This is a genomic window from Algoriphagus oliviformis (genome assembly GCF_017254915.1).
GTDB lineage: Bacteria > Bacteroidota > Bacteroidia > Cytophagales > Cyclobacteriaceae > Algoriphagus > Algoriphagus oliviformis.
The window spans coordinates 231329-246727 of sequence record NZ_JAFKCT010000003.1 but is presented as its reverse complement, the minus strand read 5'-3'; the positions used below and the strand labels follow the sequence as shown (position 1 = coordinate 246727).

The 15399-nt window shown below is 54.8% G+C and carries 12 protein-coding genes; 5 read left to right on the top strand and 7 right to left on the bottom strand.

Going from position 1 to position 15399, the window contains the following annotated elements:
- The first annotated feature begins 355 nt into the window (after positions 1–355).
- From J0A68_RS09240 to J0A68_RS09225, 4 genes are all read left to right on the top strand, one after another.
- Entirely contained in the window at positions 356–1747 is a 1392-nt protein-coding gene (locus J0A68_RS09240; RefSeq protein WP_206577923.1) for a methylmalonyl-CoA mutase family protein, read from the top strand.
- Positions 1744–3864 (top strand): methylmalonyl-CoA mutase, encoded by a 2121-nt coding sequence (scpA, locus tag J0A68_RS09235; RefSeq protein WP_206577922.1) that lies wholly within the window; start codon positions 1744–1746, stop codon positions 3862–3864. Before J0A68_RS09240 ends, scpA begins: the two co-directional genes overlap by 4 nt.
- Positions 3865–3896: 32 nt before the next feature.
- Positions 3897–5786: a TIGR00341 family protein gene (locus J0A68_RS09230; RefSeq protein WP_206577921.1), complete on the top strand. Its 1890-nt coding sequence runs from the start codon at positions 3897–3899 to the stop codon at positions 5784–5786.
- A gap of 64 nt (positions 5787–5850) precedes the next feature.
- Positions 5851–7191, top strand: a complete 1341-nt coding sequence (locus J0A68_RS09225) for an AGE family epimerase/isomerase (RefSeq protein WP_206577920.1) — start codon at positions 5851–5853, stop codon at positions 7189–7191.
- 33 nt (positions 7192–7224) lie between these two features.
- On the opposite strand, the gene J0A68_RS09220 is transcribed toward J0A68_RS09225, so the two are convergent.
- The 7 genes from J0A68_RS09220 to J0A68_RS09190 form a co-directional block, all read right to left on the bottom strand.
- Entirely contained in the window at positions 7225–7548 is a 324-nt protein-coding gene (locus tag J0A68_RS09220; protein WP_206577919.1) for an AtuA-related protein, read from the bottom strand.
- Positions 7545–8867: an acyclic terpene utilization AtuA family protein gene (locus tag J0A68_RS09215; RefSeq protein WP_206577918.1), complete on the bottom strand. Its 1323-nt coding sequence runs from the start codon at positions 8865–8867 to the stop codon at positions 7545–7547. Before J0A68_RS09215 ends, J0A68_RS09220 begins: the two co-directional genes overlap by 4 nt.
- A 1-nt stretch (position 8868) precedes the next feature.
- Positions 8869–10155 carry a CitMHS family transporter gene (locus J0A68_RS09210; RefSeq protein ID WP_206577917.1) on the bottom strand — a complete coding sequence of 429 codons (1287 nt, stop codon included), beginning with the start codon at positions 10153–10155 and terminating at the stop codon, positions 8869–8871.
- 3 nt (positions 10156–10158) lie between these two features.
- Entirely contained in the window at positions 10159–11700 is a 1542-nt protein-coding gene (locus J0A68_RS09205; RefSeq protein ID WP_206577916.1) for a carboxylesterase/lipase family protein, read from the bottom strand.
- A 21-nt stretch (positions 11701–11721) separates the two neighbouring features.
- Positions 11722–12423, bottom strand: a complete 702-nt coding sequence (locus J0A68_RS09200) for an NUDIX hydrolase (RefSeq protein ID WP_206577915.1) — start codon at positions 12421–12423, stop codon at positions 11722–11724.
- Between the two features lie 118 nt (positions 12424–12541).
- A complete protein-coding gene (locus J0A68_RS09195; RefSeq protein ID WP_206577914.1) occupies positions 12542–13036 on the bottom strand; it encodes a GNAT family N-acetyltransferase in 495 nt (164 codons plus the stop codon).
- Positions 13033–13323: a type II toxin-antitoxin system TacA family antitoxin gene (locus J0A68_RS09190; RefSeq protein ID WP_206577913.1), complete on the bottom strand. Its 291-nt coding sequence runs from the start codon at positions 13321–13323 to the stop codon at positions 13033–13035. The genes J0A68_RS09195 and J0A68_RS09190 overlap by 4 nt, the downstream gene beginning before the upstream one ends.
- Positions 13324–13673: 350 nt before the next feature.
- On the opposite strand from J0A68_RS09190, the gene J0A68_RS09185 reads away from it, so the two are divergent.
- Positions 13674–15308 carry a carboxylesterase/lipase family protein gene (locus tag J0A68_RS09185; RefSeq protein WP_206577912.1) on the top strand — a complete coding sequence of 545 codons (1635 nt, stop codon included), beginning with the start codon at positions 13674–13676 and terminating at the stop codon, positions 15306–15308.
- The last annotated feature ends 91 nt before the right edge of the window (positions 15309–15399 follow it).

The window sequence follows — 15399 nt, the reverse complement described above, 5'->3', positions numbered from 1 at the left end:
CTGGTATTCTTGTAGTCCCCAGAGTAAAGCGGGGGGGTCAAATTTGTGGAAAATTAACCTAAATAAAAAATCGTCAAGAACTTGAAAAAGTCAATAATTCGAGATTTTCCGAAGGTTGCAGAATAATATTTTGCATCAAGTTTTATTGCCAATTCCTGTTTTATACAACGGTGATTCCGGTAAAAATTACTGCTGTGGAAAAGTCAAAAAGCGGACTTTTTGACTTGGTATTGAGGCTCAGTTGCTTATAGTTTTTGCTTCCTGGGGAATTGGCCCTGCTTTGCGAAGCAATTCCCCCTTCATTTCTTATTTTTGGTTTTGTCCCCTTTTTGGATTTTATGTTTTCCAACCCAATATGACCAAAGATCTTTTTAGTGAATTTGAGCCTTCGAGCAAGGACGCGTGGATCAGCCAGGCGATTCGGGACTTGAAGGGAAAGGATTTTGACCAGAGCCTGGGCACGACGCTCTGGGAGCGGATAGTGCTGCAGCCCTTCTACACCTTGGAGGACTTGGGCGGGCAAATTCCCCGGCAGGCGAGCTTTCAGTCAGAGTCCGACGATCGCCAGGATGCCCCCCGCCAATGGGCAAACCTCGTCAGCGTCTATCCGGATGAAAGCTCCGAAACATTCCTGCATCAGCTGGAGAATGGGGCGGAGGGGCTGGTGCTGCACCTATCGGGTTTTGAAGACCTGGAGCAGCTGCTCCAAGGCGTGAAGCCGGAATACATCCCCATCTTGATACAGCCTACGGCAAATCCCCTGGTGGCACTCGGTTCTTTTCTGGCTTGGGTGGAAGGCAAAGGCCTCGACCCGGCGCAGATTTCCGGAGCTCTGCTCTGGGCTCCCTCGGATATGGTCTTTGGGGAAAATGCAGACTATGGCCTTGCCGTGGAGGTTTTCAGGGAAATTCTGGAGCTCACCGAGGCCTTTCCGCATTTTAAGGCCTTTTCGCTGAAAAGCTCCCGCTACACCGAAGCCGGAGGCAATCCCTTGGACGCGGTGATTTTTGCCATGGGAGAGCTGATCGACTTGATAGACGCAAGTGGGGAAAGTCCCCGTCGGGTAGTAGGGGCTATGCTGCTGGAGGTCTCCGTCGGCGAGGCCTATTTCGGGGAAATCGCGCGCTTGAAGGCATTTCGCCGGGCTGTCACCGCGCTTGGTCGCTTGTACTTCGAAGAGGTGGAGGGAAGTGAGTTGCAGCTGCTGGCGCAGACTTCCGGCTGGTCCAAGTCGATCTTGGATTCGAACACGAACCTCATCCGGCAGAGCTACGAGGCGATGGCAGCCCTGCTCGGCGGTGCCAACCTGCTCTGGACAAGGCCGCTCCTGGAGGAGCAGGCCGGAGAGCTCGAAAAGCGCATGGCCAAAAATGTTTCCTCCCTGCTCAGGGAGGAGGCTTTCCTCGACAAAGTCCAAGATCCCGCTTCCGGTTCCTTCTTTTTGGAAAAACTCTCCGAGTATATACTTGGAGATATACAGGCTGGATTGAAGAGTCTGGAGGAAAAGGGAGGTTGGCTGACGGCGCTGAAAGAGGGAATCGTGCACGCACAGATCCGAACCCATCGGGCAAAAATACAGAACCAAGTGGCGGAAAAGCTGATCCCAAAAATCGGAGCGAACAAGTATCCGGCCTCAGCAAGCCTCAAAAGCGACTTGGAGTTCGAGTTTTTTGGGGAAAAATCATTTGAGCTCAACCCCAGCCGTGCCAGCTATCTGGTGGAGCTGAAAAACCAGGAATTGCTATGAGACCCGACCTGAGCAAATGGAGATCCGATGGGCTGGAAAAGGGAAACTCCAAGCCGTCTACCAGCTGGCAGAGTCCAGAGGGCATCAGCGTGCCCGGCAGTTTTGTGCCCGAGGAGGGGCTTGCGCTCCCACAGCTCCGCTTTGCGGCCGGGATTCCCCCCTTTCTCCGAGGTCCCTACAGCACCATGTATGTGCAGCGGGCCTGGACGATCCGACAGTACGCGGGATTTTCCACCGCCGAGGAGTCCAATGCCTTTTATCGAAAGAATTTGGCGGCTGGGCAAATGGGGCTTTCGGTCGCCTTTGACCTGGCCACCCACAGAGGCTACGACTCTGACCATCCACGCGTGCAGGGAGACGTGGGCAAAGCCGGCGTCGCAATAGACTCGGTGGAGGACATGAAGGTTCTTTTTGACCAGATTCCCCTGGATCAGATGTCCGTCTCCATGACGATGAACGGGGCGGTGATCCCGATCTTGGCCTTCTATATCGTCGCGGCAGAGGAGCAGGGAGCGGCTCTGGAGCAGCTCGCCGGCACCATCCAAAACGATATCCTGAAGGAGTTCATGGTGCGCAACACCTATATCTATCCCCCGCAGCCGAGCATGCGCATCATCGGCGACATTTTCGAGTTTACCTCGAAGTATATGCCCAAGTTTAACTCCATTTCCATCTCGGGCTACCACATGCAGGAGGCCGGTGCTACGGCTGATCTCGAGCTGGCTTACACGCTGGCGGATGGTCTGGAGTACCTGAAGACCGGTGTCAAAGCCGGTCTGGACATAGACGACTTCGCGCCCAGGCTTTCCTTTTTTTGGGGAATTGGGATGAATTACTTCATGGAGATCGCCAAGATGCGCGCGGGCAGGCTGCTTTGGGCGAAAATCGTAAAGCAGTTTGACGCGAAAGACCCCAAGTCCCTTGCGCTGAGGACGCATTGCCAGACCTCGGGCTGGTCGCTCACCGAGCAGGATCCCTTCAACAACGTGACGCGGACCGCTGTGGAGGCCATGGCTGCGGTCATGGGGCATACCCAGTCCCTCCACACCAATTCCCTGGATGAGGCCATTGCCTTGCCGACGGATTTTTCGGCCAGAATAGCGAGAAATACCCAGCTGGTACTCCAGGAGGAGACTGGCGTGACCCAGGTGGTAGATCCTTGGGGAGGCTCCTACTACGTCGAGTACCTGACCGATCAGCTGGCGCAAAAGGCCTGGGCGCTGATCCAGGAAGTGGAGGATTTGGGAGGCATGGCCAAGGCAATTGAGACGGGCTTGCCAAAGATGAGGATAGAGGAGGCTGCCGCAAAAAAACAGGCAAGAATAGACAGCGGTCGGGATGTGATCGTCGGGGTCAACCGCCATCAGGTGGAGGAAGATCGCCCGATCGAGGTGAGGGACGTGGACAACGAGGCCGTCAGACAGGCCCAGATTGCCCGATTGAAGGCCTTGAAGGAGTCAAGGAATGGGGAAGAAGTGGCCCAAGCTCTTCTTGCCCTCGAAGGCGCCGCCCGAGAGGGGAGGGGTAACCTGCTGGCCTTGGCCGTGGAAGCTGCCCGAAAAAGAGCTACTTTGGGTGAAATATCCCTGGCGATGGAAAATGCTTTTGGCAGGCACAAAGCCCAAACCCAAACCCTATCTGGCGTGTATTCAGCGGAAGTGAAAAATCAGGATACGTTCCGAAGAGCTCAGGAGCTGTCAGACGAGTTCGCCGAACTGGAGGGACGTCGTCCCCGCATTTTGGTGGCAAAGATGGGGCAGGATGGGCACGACCGCGGAGCCAAGGTCATTGCGACGGGTTTTGCGGATTTGGGCTTTGATGTGGACATCGGGCCTTTGTTTCAGACTCCCCAGGAAGTCGCCGAGCAGGCGGCCGAAAACGACGTTCATCTGGTCGGCGTGTCTTCCCTGGCAGCGGGGCACAAGACGCTCATTCCCCAGTTGGTCCAAGCCTTGCAGCAGCTCGGGCGAGGCGACATCCGGGTGGTGGCCGGAGGTGTGATTCCGCAAAAGGACTACGACTTTCTCTTCGATGCCGGGGTGATGGCCGTATTTGGGCCGGGAACGGTCCTTTCGGAAGCAGCAATACAGATTTTGGAAAAACTGATGGAGGACTAGGCGGATACTTTTTGATCGATAAACAACTTTCCATGCAAGACTATGTGTTGGTTTATGACCAGGGATTGGACAAGGAGGAGGTCAGCTCTTTTTTGGAAAAGCCCGACCCCAGCCCCAGCCAGACGCTGACTTTTGAGGAGTTTTCTTTGTCGGATTTTGGAGAGGACGACCGCCTGCTGTTTTGGGTTTCCGATGAGCAGGCTCTGGAGGTGATCGCCGAGGCGGACGAGTCGTCTCCCATTCTCGGCTTTTTGCCCCATCCCAAGCTGACCCAGGTCCGCAAGGGGTTTGCCGTCCCTTCTTCCAAAGCCGACGCTTTTAAGCAGTTTGTGGAAAAGGGCGGAGCAGAGCCCCTGGACATCCTGGAGGTGGACGATCAGCCCTGCGTCAATTCCCTGGTGATAGGCAAGTCACTCAATGTGCTGTATGACCCGGGAGACTACCGGTTTTTCAGTGCTTTCAAGAGCCGTTTTCTGCGGTTTTTGAACCTCTTTCGCCGCGTCAAGCTCCAAAACTACCGCATCACCATCCAGAATGGGGAGGAGGAAGAGAAGAAGCTGGAAGTCGCAGCGATGGGGGTGCTGGTGGTCGGGCACAACGAGTCCAACCTGATTTTCAAAAGGCTCATCAAGGACTCTGGCTTGGGTGACGGGTACCTGCACGTGATCGCTTTCGCCCCGCGTAGCCTTTTCTCCATCATTGGTTTTGGGCTGCAAAACCTCTTTTTCCCCATCAAGGGAGGCAGTATTCCGGAATTTGTCAGCTACTGGTCAGCAGAGGGGATGGAAATCGAAGGGATGGATGGGGAGATCAGCTACGGACTGGACGGAAAGGAGGGCAATGCCCAGAAGCTGTCCATGAAGATCTCCGAGAAAAGGCCGCGCATACAGACCGGATTCTCGGCAGACAAGCAAGAAGCCAGCAAGCGCAAGGAGCTGAACCTGGGTAAATTACCGACGGGAAGGCTCAGGGAGGAACTGACGCGCAGCCACCTGCCCTGGGTCGGACATGCCACTACGGAGGAGTTCAAAGAGCTCTTTACCCTTCTCAAGCAAAACGCCCAGACCTCCTCCAACTATCTGGTGCTGATGGCGCTTTCCACGCTGATCGCCACCTTTGGATTGTTTGCGGACTCCTCGCCGGTGGTGATAGGTGCCATGATCCTGGCCCCTCTGATGGGGCCAATCATCTCGCTGGCCATGGGGGCGCTCCGCCAAGACGGGATTTTGGTCAAGTCCAGCCTCATCACGCTGTTTTGGGGAGTGGTGATCGGGTTGGTTTTTGCCGTCTTCATCACTTGGATGACCCCGCTGAAGACGATGAATTCGGAGATTCTGTCAAGAATCCGCCCCAATCTGCTCGATTTGGGGATTGCCGTGGTGTCCGGCGTCGCGGGAGCGTACGCCCATGCCAAGGAGGAGATCGCCAAAACCCTGGCCGGGGTGGCGATATCGGTGGCGTTGGTTCCGCCCCTCGCAGTATCCGGGATCGGCCTGGGCTGGGGGGAATGGAGTGTCTTTGGCGGAGCGGCTCTGCTGCTGGGGACTAACCTCGCGGGGATCGTGATGGCTGCGGCACTGACCTTTTTCGTGCTGGGGTTCAGTCCATTCCAGATTGCCAAAAAAGGCCTTTTGATCAGCTTGGCTTTCTTTGTTTTGGTGACGGCACCTTTGGCACTCACCTTCCGAAACATGGTGCAGGAAAACAGGCTGATCCAAAGCCTCAGCGGAAAGCGGATTCCCCACGGTTTGCTGCGCGAAGTCAAGGTCATCAACCTGAATCCCCTGAGGGTCTCCGCGACTATCCTGTCGGAAAAAGAGTTGACGGCCATAGACTACAAGGAAATCAAGCAGGAGATAGAGGCGGAGATAGGCCGTCCGGCAGACCTGGAGCTCACTCTTGGAATCCAGATCAGGAAGTAAACTGGGCTAGGTCGCCTGTGCTGGCCTTGGTTTTTGCATTCGTTGCGACAGAAAATATGATACTATGAAAAACCGATGCTTTTTGCTGCTTTTCTCGGTGGCCAGCCTACTCTTTTCCTGCCAAAAAGAAGACCCACAACTGCTCCTCGCAGACCAGATCGAGCATCACCTCCGCACGGAAGTCCTGGACAAGTGGTATCCTCAAGCGGTGGATACCGTGGATGGAGGGTTTTTCAGCACGTTTAGCTACGACTTCCAGCCTGTGGGTGAGCAGGACAAGATGATCGTCACCCAGTCCCGTCACGTCTGGACCAATGCCAAGGCCGCCGAGCGCTATCCCGAGGTCGAGCATTACGCAACCGGTGCCGAGCACGGTTTTCTTTTTCTCAGGGACAAATTCTGGGATGCGGAGAATGGAGGTTTTTTCTGGCTGTTGGACAAAAAAGGCAAGGTGAAGGGCGATTCGGCCAAGACCGCCTATGGCAATGCCTTTGGCATTTATGCGCTCGCGGCCTACTACAAGCAAAGCGGGAGTCCCGAGGCGCTGGACCTCGCCAAAAAGGCCTTTCATTGGCTGGATTCCGGGGCCCATGATCCGGTGTACAAGGGATATTTCCAGCATCTAGACCGGCATGGCAGACCCATTGCCCGGCCTGCGGATACACCAAGCACGTCCGACTTGGGCTACAAGGACCAAAACTCCTCCATCCATCTACTGGAGGCTTTTTCGGAGCTGTACCAAGTTTGGCCGGATGGGTTGCTGCGGGATAGGCTTGAGGAGATGCTGGTTTTGATCCGGGATACCATCGTGACAGACCGGGGGCACTTGACGCTTTTTCTTTATCCGGATTGGAGTCCGGTGACTTTTGCGGATTCATCCGAATCGGTCATCGAGGCGCATCATCAGCTGGATCATGTGTCCTTTGGACATGACGTGGAGACGGCTTTTCTGATGCTGGAGGCCTCCCATGTCTTGGGCTTGGAGGATGACGAACGGACTCTGGAAGTAGCCAAAAAGATGGTCGACCAAGCTCTGAAACTGGGTTGGGATGCTGAAAAAGGCGGTTTCTATGACGAAGGCTATTATTTCCCGGAGGGCTATCGCGTGACGCGCCCTACCAAAAACTGGTGGGCGCAAGCGGAGGGACTAAACTCGCTGCTGCTTTTCCATAGCCTATACCCCGAGGATCCGAATGACTACTACGGCAAGTTTCTCCAGCTCTGGGGCTACACCGATACCTATCTCATCGATCACGAGTACGGAGACTGGTACGCAGGTGGACTTGACCAGCAGCCTGAGCTCAAGACCGCCAACAAAGGCCACATCTGGAAGGGAATCTACCACCACTACCGATCGCTGGAAGCAGTGATCCAGAGGCTGCGGGGAAATGCGGGCCACGACTAGCCTAGGACATCCAAACTCGAGTGTTATAGGAGGTCAGCCTTTGGTGTAGTCTTGGATCTCCATCTCAAGAAGGGCATAGCTGAGGCTTTTGCCATGGGCATCCATCGCAAGCGAAGTCGTGACCCCACTGGACAAGGCATCAAAGCAAACGAACTGGAATGCCCTCAGCTCAGGAAGAACATAGCGGATCACTTCACCTTTTACCTGATGGGCGAGGTGTGCTTTGACACGCTCAGCCGTGACTGTCCGCTCCAGAAACTCAAAATCGTCTTTGTCAAACGGGATCAGGGAAAGTATCAGCGTGTTCCCCTTGTCTCCGGCTCGGCTATGGGCGATGCTTGAAAGGCGGATTTTCATGATTCGAATAGTTTGATGCCGGACTTGATTTTTTGGCGATCCATCAGGACCGACACGACGCCGATGACTTCGTGCAGGTATTTTCTTGCTCCGCCCCCTCCGGCTGGGCCGTTGGTATAGAGGGCCTCGACCTCCTCTCCCACGAGTTGGGCAAGCCTTCGGTCTTTGGCTTTCCCCGCGATGCGAAGTCTGATTTCATAGGGGCTGTGGTCCTGGGAAAGCTCCGCTCCATGCAGGGAGCTCATTCCGATAAAGTCCACCCGAAACTCATCAAACAGGTGGGCGATTCGCTTTTCGACGACATCGCCCGCCAGCTGTGCTCGTGTGAGGGCCTGTGCTCCTGCATAGGAGATTTCTCCCTCACCGATGAAGCCTGCCTCATACCCGACACTGACCTTCAGGGAATTGGGCTTTGCTTTCCCCGTTCCTCCGGTCACTTGAACCAAATTTTTCCCGATTTCCCGAAAGCTGACCGGGCGAAAATCAGCGATGACATCAGGAGTGAAGTAATTTCCCGGATCGATCACCTCGTAGAGGAGTTGTTCTTTGGCGGTCTGCACGGTGATCGCCCCGCCGGTTTCGGCTACTTTGGAGATGACCGCAGAGCCGTCCCGGCTGATTTCCGCCAAAGGGTGGCCCAGGATGTGCATGTCCGGGATAGGTTTGGTCAGCGGGTCGGCAAAATAGCCTCCGGTGATCTGGCCGGCACATTCGAGCAGGTGTCCCACGACTGTCCCTTTTCCCATCAGGTCAACGTCCGACTGGCTCCATCCAAACTCGAAAACCATCGGAGCGAGGAATAGCGAGGGGTCGGCGACTCTCCCCGTCAGGATGATGTCCGCCCCGGATTGCAACGCCGGTAAAATCGCCTCGACGCCGAGGTAGGCGTTGGCGGACACCAGGTTGCCATACGACTTAAGGGCTTTGTTGCCTTCCATGGAGGGCTCCTCCCCGGAGATTTGCCCGAAGACATCATCGCCGAGCACCACGGCTACCGATGTTTTTAGGCCTTGCCTACGGGCGATTTCGAGGATTTTTTCCGCGCCAGCCAGCGGGTTTGCCGCACCCATGTTGGTGATCAGGCGGGTTTGGTGTTTTTGCAAAAGCGGAAGCAGGCCCTCGATTCTACGCTCCAGGAGCACATCGTATCCGGTAGTTGGATCTTGTTTTTTTCGCTTTTGAGCCAAAGCAATGGTCCGCTCGGCAAGGCACTCCAGCACCAGGTAGTCCAGGTTTCCCTTTTCTACCAAAATCAGGGCGGGCTCGATCCTGTCGCCTGAAAAGCCCGCTCCGCAGCCTATTCTGATTTTTTCCTTCATGTCAGACAGTGATAATTCCCATGAGTATAGAGACGGACAAAATCACCAAAGTCACCAAAAGGGCGAGTGGGATGGTCTTTTTCTGATGATCTCCCAGGTCCACCCCTGCAAGACCGACCAACAGAAACGTCGAGCCGGTGAGGGGGCTGATGGGAAAACCGGTGGTCATTTGTCCCATGATAGCGGCCTGGCCTACCTCCAAGCCACTGGCACCGAAATGCTCCGCGGTAGAGGAAAGTAGCGGCAAGATCCCAAAATAGAAGGAATCTGGGTCAAAGAGCAGGCTGGCGGGCATGGCCACCAGGCCGGTCAACAGAGGCAGTTGCTGGCCTAGCTGCGCGGGAAGATAGTCCCGCACGGTAGCAGCCATGGCCTCCATCATGCCGCTTCCCTTGAGGATGCCGGTGAAGCAGCCCGCGGCGAAAAGTATGCTGGCCATCAACAATGCTTCCTTTGCATGGGCATCGACCCGCTTTTTCTGTTCATCCACGCTGGGGAAGTTCATCGCCAAGGCAAGGGCAAAGGCTACCATAAACACGACATAGGGAGGTGCCCAGCTGAGTATGATGGCGGAGATGGCGATGAGTATCAAGAGTATGTTTGGCCAAAACATCCGAGGTCGATGGAGTGGGTTCTCTTCCATGTATTCTTCTGCGGTTTTCAAGATCGGAGTGCCTGCAAGCCGCTGTTTTTCTTTCTTTCCCATCCAAAAGGCAATAGTCAAAACCGCGAGAAGTCCCGCCAGAAAAGGCAGCAGAATGGGGTTGAAAAGCTCGGTGACGGACACGTTCAGGGCCGAGGCAGCGCGGATGGTCGGGCCGCCCCAGGGAAGGATGTTCATGGTGCCGGCCGATAGGGCCGTCAGGCAGGCCAGCGTGGTTCTTTTCATACCCATGCGGTCATAGATGGGTACCATGGCGGGCACGACCACCAGAAAGGTGACTGCTCCCGATCCGTCCAGATGAACGAGCATCGCCAAAAGTGCGGTGGCGAGGGCGATTTTGGTCGGGTCGTTTCCCGCGATTTTCAGCAGTCCGGAGATGATGGGCTTAAACGCCCCTGCATCCAGCAAAATCCCGAAAAACAGGATGGCAAAGACGAACATCACCCCGGTAGGAGCGATGGAGAGAAGGCCGTCACCGATCATTTTTGGGAGTTCTGGCGTCTTGCCCGCCAAGATTCCGGTCAGGATCGGGATAAGGATGAGTGCGATCACCGGTGAAGTCTTTTTGGTGATCACCACATACAGCAGCAGCGATATCGTCAGAATCCCCAAAAGCGCCAGCATCGCTCAGTCGTTCAAGCTCTCCATAAACTTCATCTGGGCCCAATAAGGCAGGGCGCGGGTCTTGACCTCGGCCCCCAGTTCGTTTACCATCGGGTTTGCCGGATCAAAGACAGGCCATTCTGGAAGACCTGCACCGTTAGGGTTTCCGGTTTTTACAAAGTTGAGCCAGTAGCCGGACATGGTTTTCTCCAGGTCGTAGTCGGTTTGCTCGAAGGGGCGGTTCCAGTTTCGCAGCGTATGCAGGGCGTAGCTGAACTCCGCCGAGTGGAACGCGCCATAGTTGGGTTCGCCGGGAGGGACACGGGTGAAATAGTAAACGTACGCGTCGTTTTGTCCTTTTTCGCTTTGCATCTTGGCCCAGGTGTAGTTTTGCATCCCAAAGAACAACCCGCTCATCATATTCTGGGTTTGGGCTAGGATCTCCGGGCTGTCTGCCGGGAAGAGCTCCAGGTATTCCCCTGCCCGTCCACCGTATTGTTTTTTGGCGTTGGCCTTGAACTCCGCCGGAGTCGTGGGAGGATTGCCGGAGACGCGGTCGTCGGCGTTCCAGCCGGTCAGCAGCGGCACGTCGGAGAAGCTGCCATTTTCAAAGCTTTCCCGCACGCTTGGGAGTACCTTTCCGTCGATGGTGGTGCCAAAGCGTGCCGGAAACTTAAGCAAGCTGTCGGCGGGGAGCTGGCGCAAATCCGCCAAGGTGATGCCCAGCGTGTCTGTCAGCATTTTTCCACGCTCCTCCGCTCCCTTCAGACCGGAGACCAGACCGGTGCCGCGGTTGAACATGCCCCCGCTTTGGGCGATGGCTTTGTGGAAGAGTCCTTTGGCTTTGGGCGAAACCACGAGTGCGTTCACGCTAAAAGCACCTGCGGATTGGCCGGCAATGGTGACGTTGTCCGGGTCGCCCCCAAACTGGGCGATGTTTTTCTTCACCCACTCCAAGGCCGCGATCTGATCCAGGATGCCATAGTTGCCCGATGTCTGGTCAGGGCTCTCCGCACTGAGATCGGGGTGGACAAAGAAACCCAACATGCCGACGCGGTAGTTGAGGTTGACGACCACGATTCCTTCTTTGGCCAGGTCAGTGCCGTCGTAGAGTGGCACGCTATTTCCTCCCGAGCTGAATCCGCCTCCGTAGATCCAGACCATGACGGGACGCTTTTCGTCAGACTTTTCCGCCGCTGTCCAGATGTTCAGGTAGAGACAGTCCTCGGAGATTGGATCCTTGGGAATCAAGAATTCTTCAGACCAGGCAAAGAAAGGGACGGGCGGATTTTGCATGGGTGCCGGGGGATTGTCGGTGCAGGCCTTGACCCCTTCCCAGGGCAATACCGGCTGGGGAGCTTTCCATCTCAAGTCGCCCACCGGCGGAGCTGCAAAGGGAATGCCTTTGAAGATTTTGACCAGGCCGCTGGAGTCGCTGGTGCCGGAGATCATGCCACCCTCGACGGAGACAGCCTCCGTGGAGATGAGGTCGGAGCTCGTAGGACTTTGGCAGGAGAAAAATAGCAGTCCGCCAAGCGAGAAAAGGAGAAGAAAGGCCTGTTTCATAGTATTTTGGGTTGGGAAAGGCTAAGGCTTGAAACTGTAGAGGTAGGGGGCTTTGTGGCTTTTGCCGGTGAAGAGCTTTTCGTGGCGCTCCAGTATGTCGAGGCTGAGCATCTTGCGCTGGAAGCTGGTACGGCGGAGCTTTTCTCCCAAAATAGCCTCGTACACCGCCTGGAGCTCGTTCATGGTGAAGCGCTCGGGGAGGAGGTTGCCGCCGATGAGCTTGCGGTCGAGGTTTTCGCGGAGCGTTTGTAGGGCTTTTTGGACGATCTTGTTGTGGTCAAAGATCAAGTCCGGTAGCTGATCCACTTCGTACCATGCAATAGAATCAGACAGGATGTCGGGCGTAAGCGTGACTTTCTCGTGATCTAGGAGCGCGTAGTAGCCAATGGAAAAAAAGCGGTCGAGCATCCAATAGTCTTCGGGAACCTCCGCGCCAGAAGCCAGCAGGATGGATTTCATCACTTCCGGCTGAAAGCGGTCAATCGTCCCAAACGTGTGAAACTGCTCGAGATAGACGTCTTCCAGTCCGGTTCTTTCCTGGAGGCCCCGTTTGACGGCGTTTTCCAGATCTTCGTCGCGCTTCACAAATCCCCCGGGAAGGGCCAGCCAGCCAGTGGCGTGGTACTCCATGAGAAGAATCTTGAGTTTGCCTTTGGAAAAGCCAAAGACCACGGAATCAAAAGCGAGATGGGGGATGTATTGGGAGCTGTCTGGTAGGGGCATGTGCGGGCTAATTCCCTTCTAAGTAACTCCAATTTTTCGGGAGAAGCAATTATTATTGTCTCAAAGTGAAACAATAGGGTGTGGCTCCAGATTTTTGCAAAAAATGATTGTTGGACTGCTAGGAGAATAGGTCCTTCAAAGTCTTCATGGGTATGAACATCTTCCCACTATCTGGCAGCTTGACGAAGTCGTACTTTTCATAGAAGGCTTCGGCTGCGGAGTCGATGGGGTCGACGAATACAGCAAAAGACCCGATTTCATTGGACAGCCCAAAACTCCTTCGGAGCGCGTCGATCAGGAGGGTTTTTCCGATGCCTTTTCCTTGACGGCTGAGGTCTATGGCCAGCCTGCCCAAAAGGGTAGCCGGGATGCTTTGATAGGATTTGGGTAGTTTTTTTTGGATCTGGCTAGGGAAAAGATGGAGGGGGATACCGGCGTTGGACAGCGTGTAGTAGCCTTGGACTTTTCTTGTTTTTGGATCGGACAAAACAAAACAAACGGATAGTTTCCGCTGTACATCTTGGCCAGCTTGGTACTTTAGGTAGTTGTTGAGGGTTTCGTTTCCACAGTCGAAATCGCTTCGATCATGGCTTTTGTCCAGCAGCTCGATCACTTATCCGAATCGGGAAAAAAAGCCTCATACTCGGCCAAAGCCTTTTTTAAGTTTTCAGAAGGCTTTTTGGGATTGACTAGGGCGTCAAAGAAAAGTTCGGAGTCTCGATCCGATGCGAGCAAGGCTTCCTTTTCCCGGATGATCTCATTTGCTTTTTCCTGGACTGTAAGGATTACAAAATCAGTCAGGTTGCGGTATCCGCCTAGGTAGGCAGCTTTTTCAAAGAACTGCTTTTGTTCTTTGGAAAGCCTCGCGTCAAATCTCGCCTGTTCTTTTGTGGTGCCCATGGTGCGCGTTTTTACAAGTGTACGGATTTTTTCAGTACAAAGTCTTGGAAGTGGGCAAATTGTTTGTTGTCAGCTTCAGGATTACCGCTTTCTTTTTAGGAAAATTTGTGGCAAGCAATTATTATTGTCTCAACGTGAAACAATAGAAAATGTACATGCGCTTTTCTGCCAGTAAACGAAATTTCATTAACAATCGGGCTGGATACTTCGACTTCGCTCAGTACAGGCGACCGATGACCGAAGACCGATGTAGCGTTTTCGACATGGTTTCGCGCTCCGAATGTTAGTTTTAGGTTGTTGCCGGCAAAGTAGCATATATCCAAACATTAGAATTCAATCCATTATTAACTATGAAAAAATATCTGAAGGCCGTGGCACTGTTCCTCCTGGGGACATCCCTGGCTTTTTCGCAGACGGACAACTCCCTGCCGGTGCAGGCTACGATCAAAACTGGGACGATCGAGGGCAATTACAACGTGACCAACGGGATTTCTACCTATTTCGGGATTCCTTTTGCCAAGCCGCCGGTGGACGAGCTGCGCTGGAAAGCTCCCGTGCCTGCGGATTCTTGGTCTGGTGTGAAAGAAACCAAATCCTTTGGGCCGAGGCCGGTACAGGGGCTGGTCTTTGGCGATATGAGCAGCTGGTCGGACGGTGTGTCCGAGGACTGCCTCACGCTAAACGTGTGGACGCAGGCCAAGCGCAACTCCAAGGATCTGCCCGTGCTGGTGTATTTCTACGGCGGCGGTTTCGTGGCGGGTGACGCTTCCGAGCCTCGGTACAACGGGGAGTCCATGGCCAAGAAAGGCGTGGTCGTGGTGACCGTCAATTACCGCTTGGGCGTATTCGGCTTTTTGGCCCATCCAGAGCTGAGCGCGGAGGCTTCCTACAAAGCTTCAGGAAACTACGGCCTGCTGGATCAAGCCCTGGCGCTGCAGTGGGTGAAGGACAACATCGCGGCTTTTGGAGGGAATCCGAATCAAGTCACTATCGCAGGTGAATCCGCTGGGTCTATTTCGGTGTCCTACCAGATGGCCTCTCCACTTTCCCGAAACTTGATCCATGGAGCCATAGGCGAAAGCGGCGCGGGAATCCGGCCTACACTGGCACCGGTGTCCGTGTCTGAGGCAGAAGCTGTTGGAAAGGAGTTTTTGGAAAAAGCCGGAGTGAACTCCATCGCCGAAGCTAGAAAGCTGTCTGCGAAAGACCTATTGGAGATCTATCAGGAGTCTCGCCGGTTCGGGTTTCCGGTGGTGATTGATCATCACTTTTTGCCCAAAACCCTGCCGGAGATTTTTGTGGCTGGTGAGCAGGCTCAAGTGCCGCTGCTGTTGGGCTGGAACTCGGCGGAGATCCCCGGGGGCGCCTTCATGCAGGGACAGCCCAACACCACCGAAGCTTTCGTAGCCAAAGTGAAGGAAACCTACCCCGAGCAGTGGGAGGAAGTCCTGGCTTTGCATCCGCATACTAGCCCGCAGGAAGTCGAGTGGGCTGCGACCAATCTGGCTTCGGACCGCTTCATTTCCTATAGCACGTGGAAGTGGTTTGACTTGCACAGAAGCCACAGCGAGCAGCCGGTGTACCGCTACCTATACAGCAAGATCCGTCCGGATCTCGTAGATCAGAGCCGAGTGTCAGGTTTGGCTGGAGGTACGCAGCGTGCCGATTCCGCGCCGCCAGCGCCCAAACCCATCGGTGCGCCGCATGCTGCCGAGATCGAGTACGCCATGGGCAATCTTCCTCTGGTGAAGGACTATGCCTGGACACGCGATGACTTCAAGACTTCGGAGACCTTTCTGAACTTCTTCACCAACTTCGTGAAAACCGGAAATCCAAACGGAGAGGGTGTGCCGACCTGGACCGCCGCAAAGGCAGGAGACCAAGCGCCCCCGGTGATGGTGATCGATACCGAGTCAAAGGAGGTAAAGGCCGAGGGCGATGCAAGATATTTCTTCCATGACCGTTATTATAAAAATGAAAAGTAAAAAGTAAAAAGGACGGCAGTTGTTGTTCACCAGTTGGAGAAGTTTAATCCTCAAACTTTTCAGCAAATGGGCCGGGAAACCGGCCTTTTTC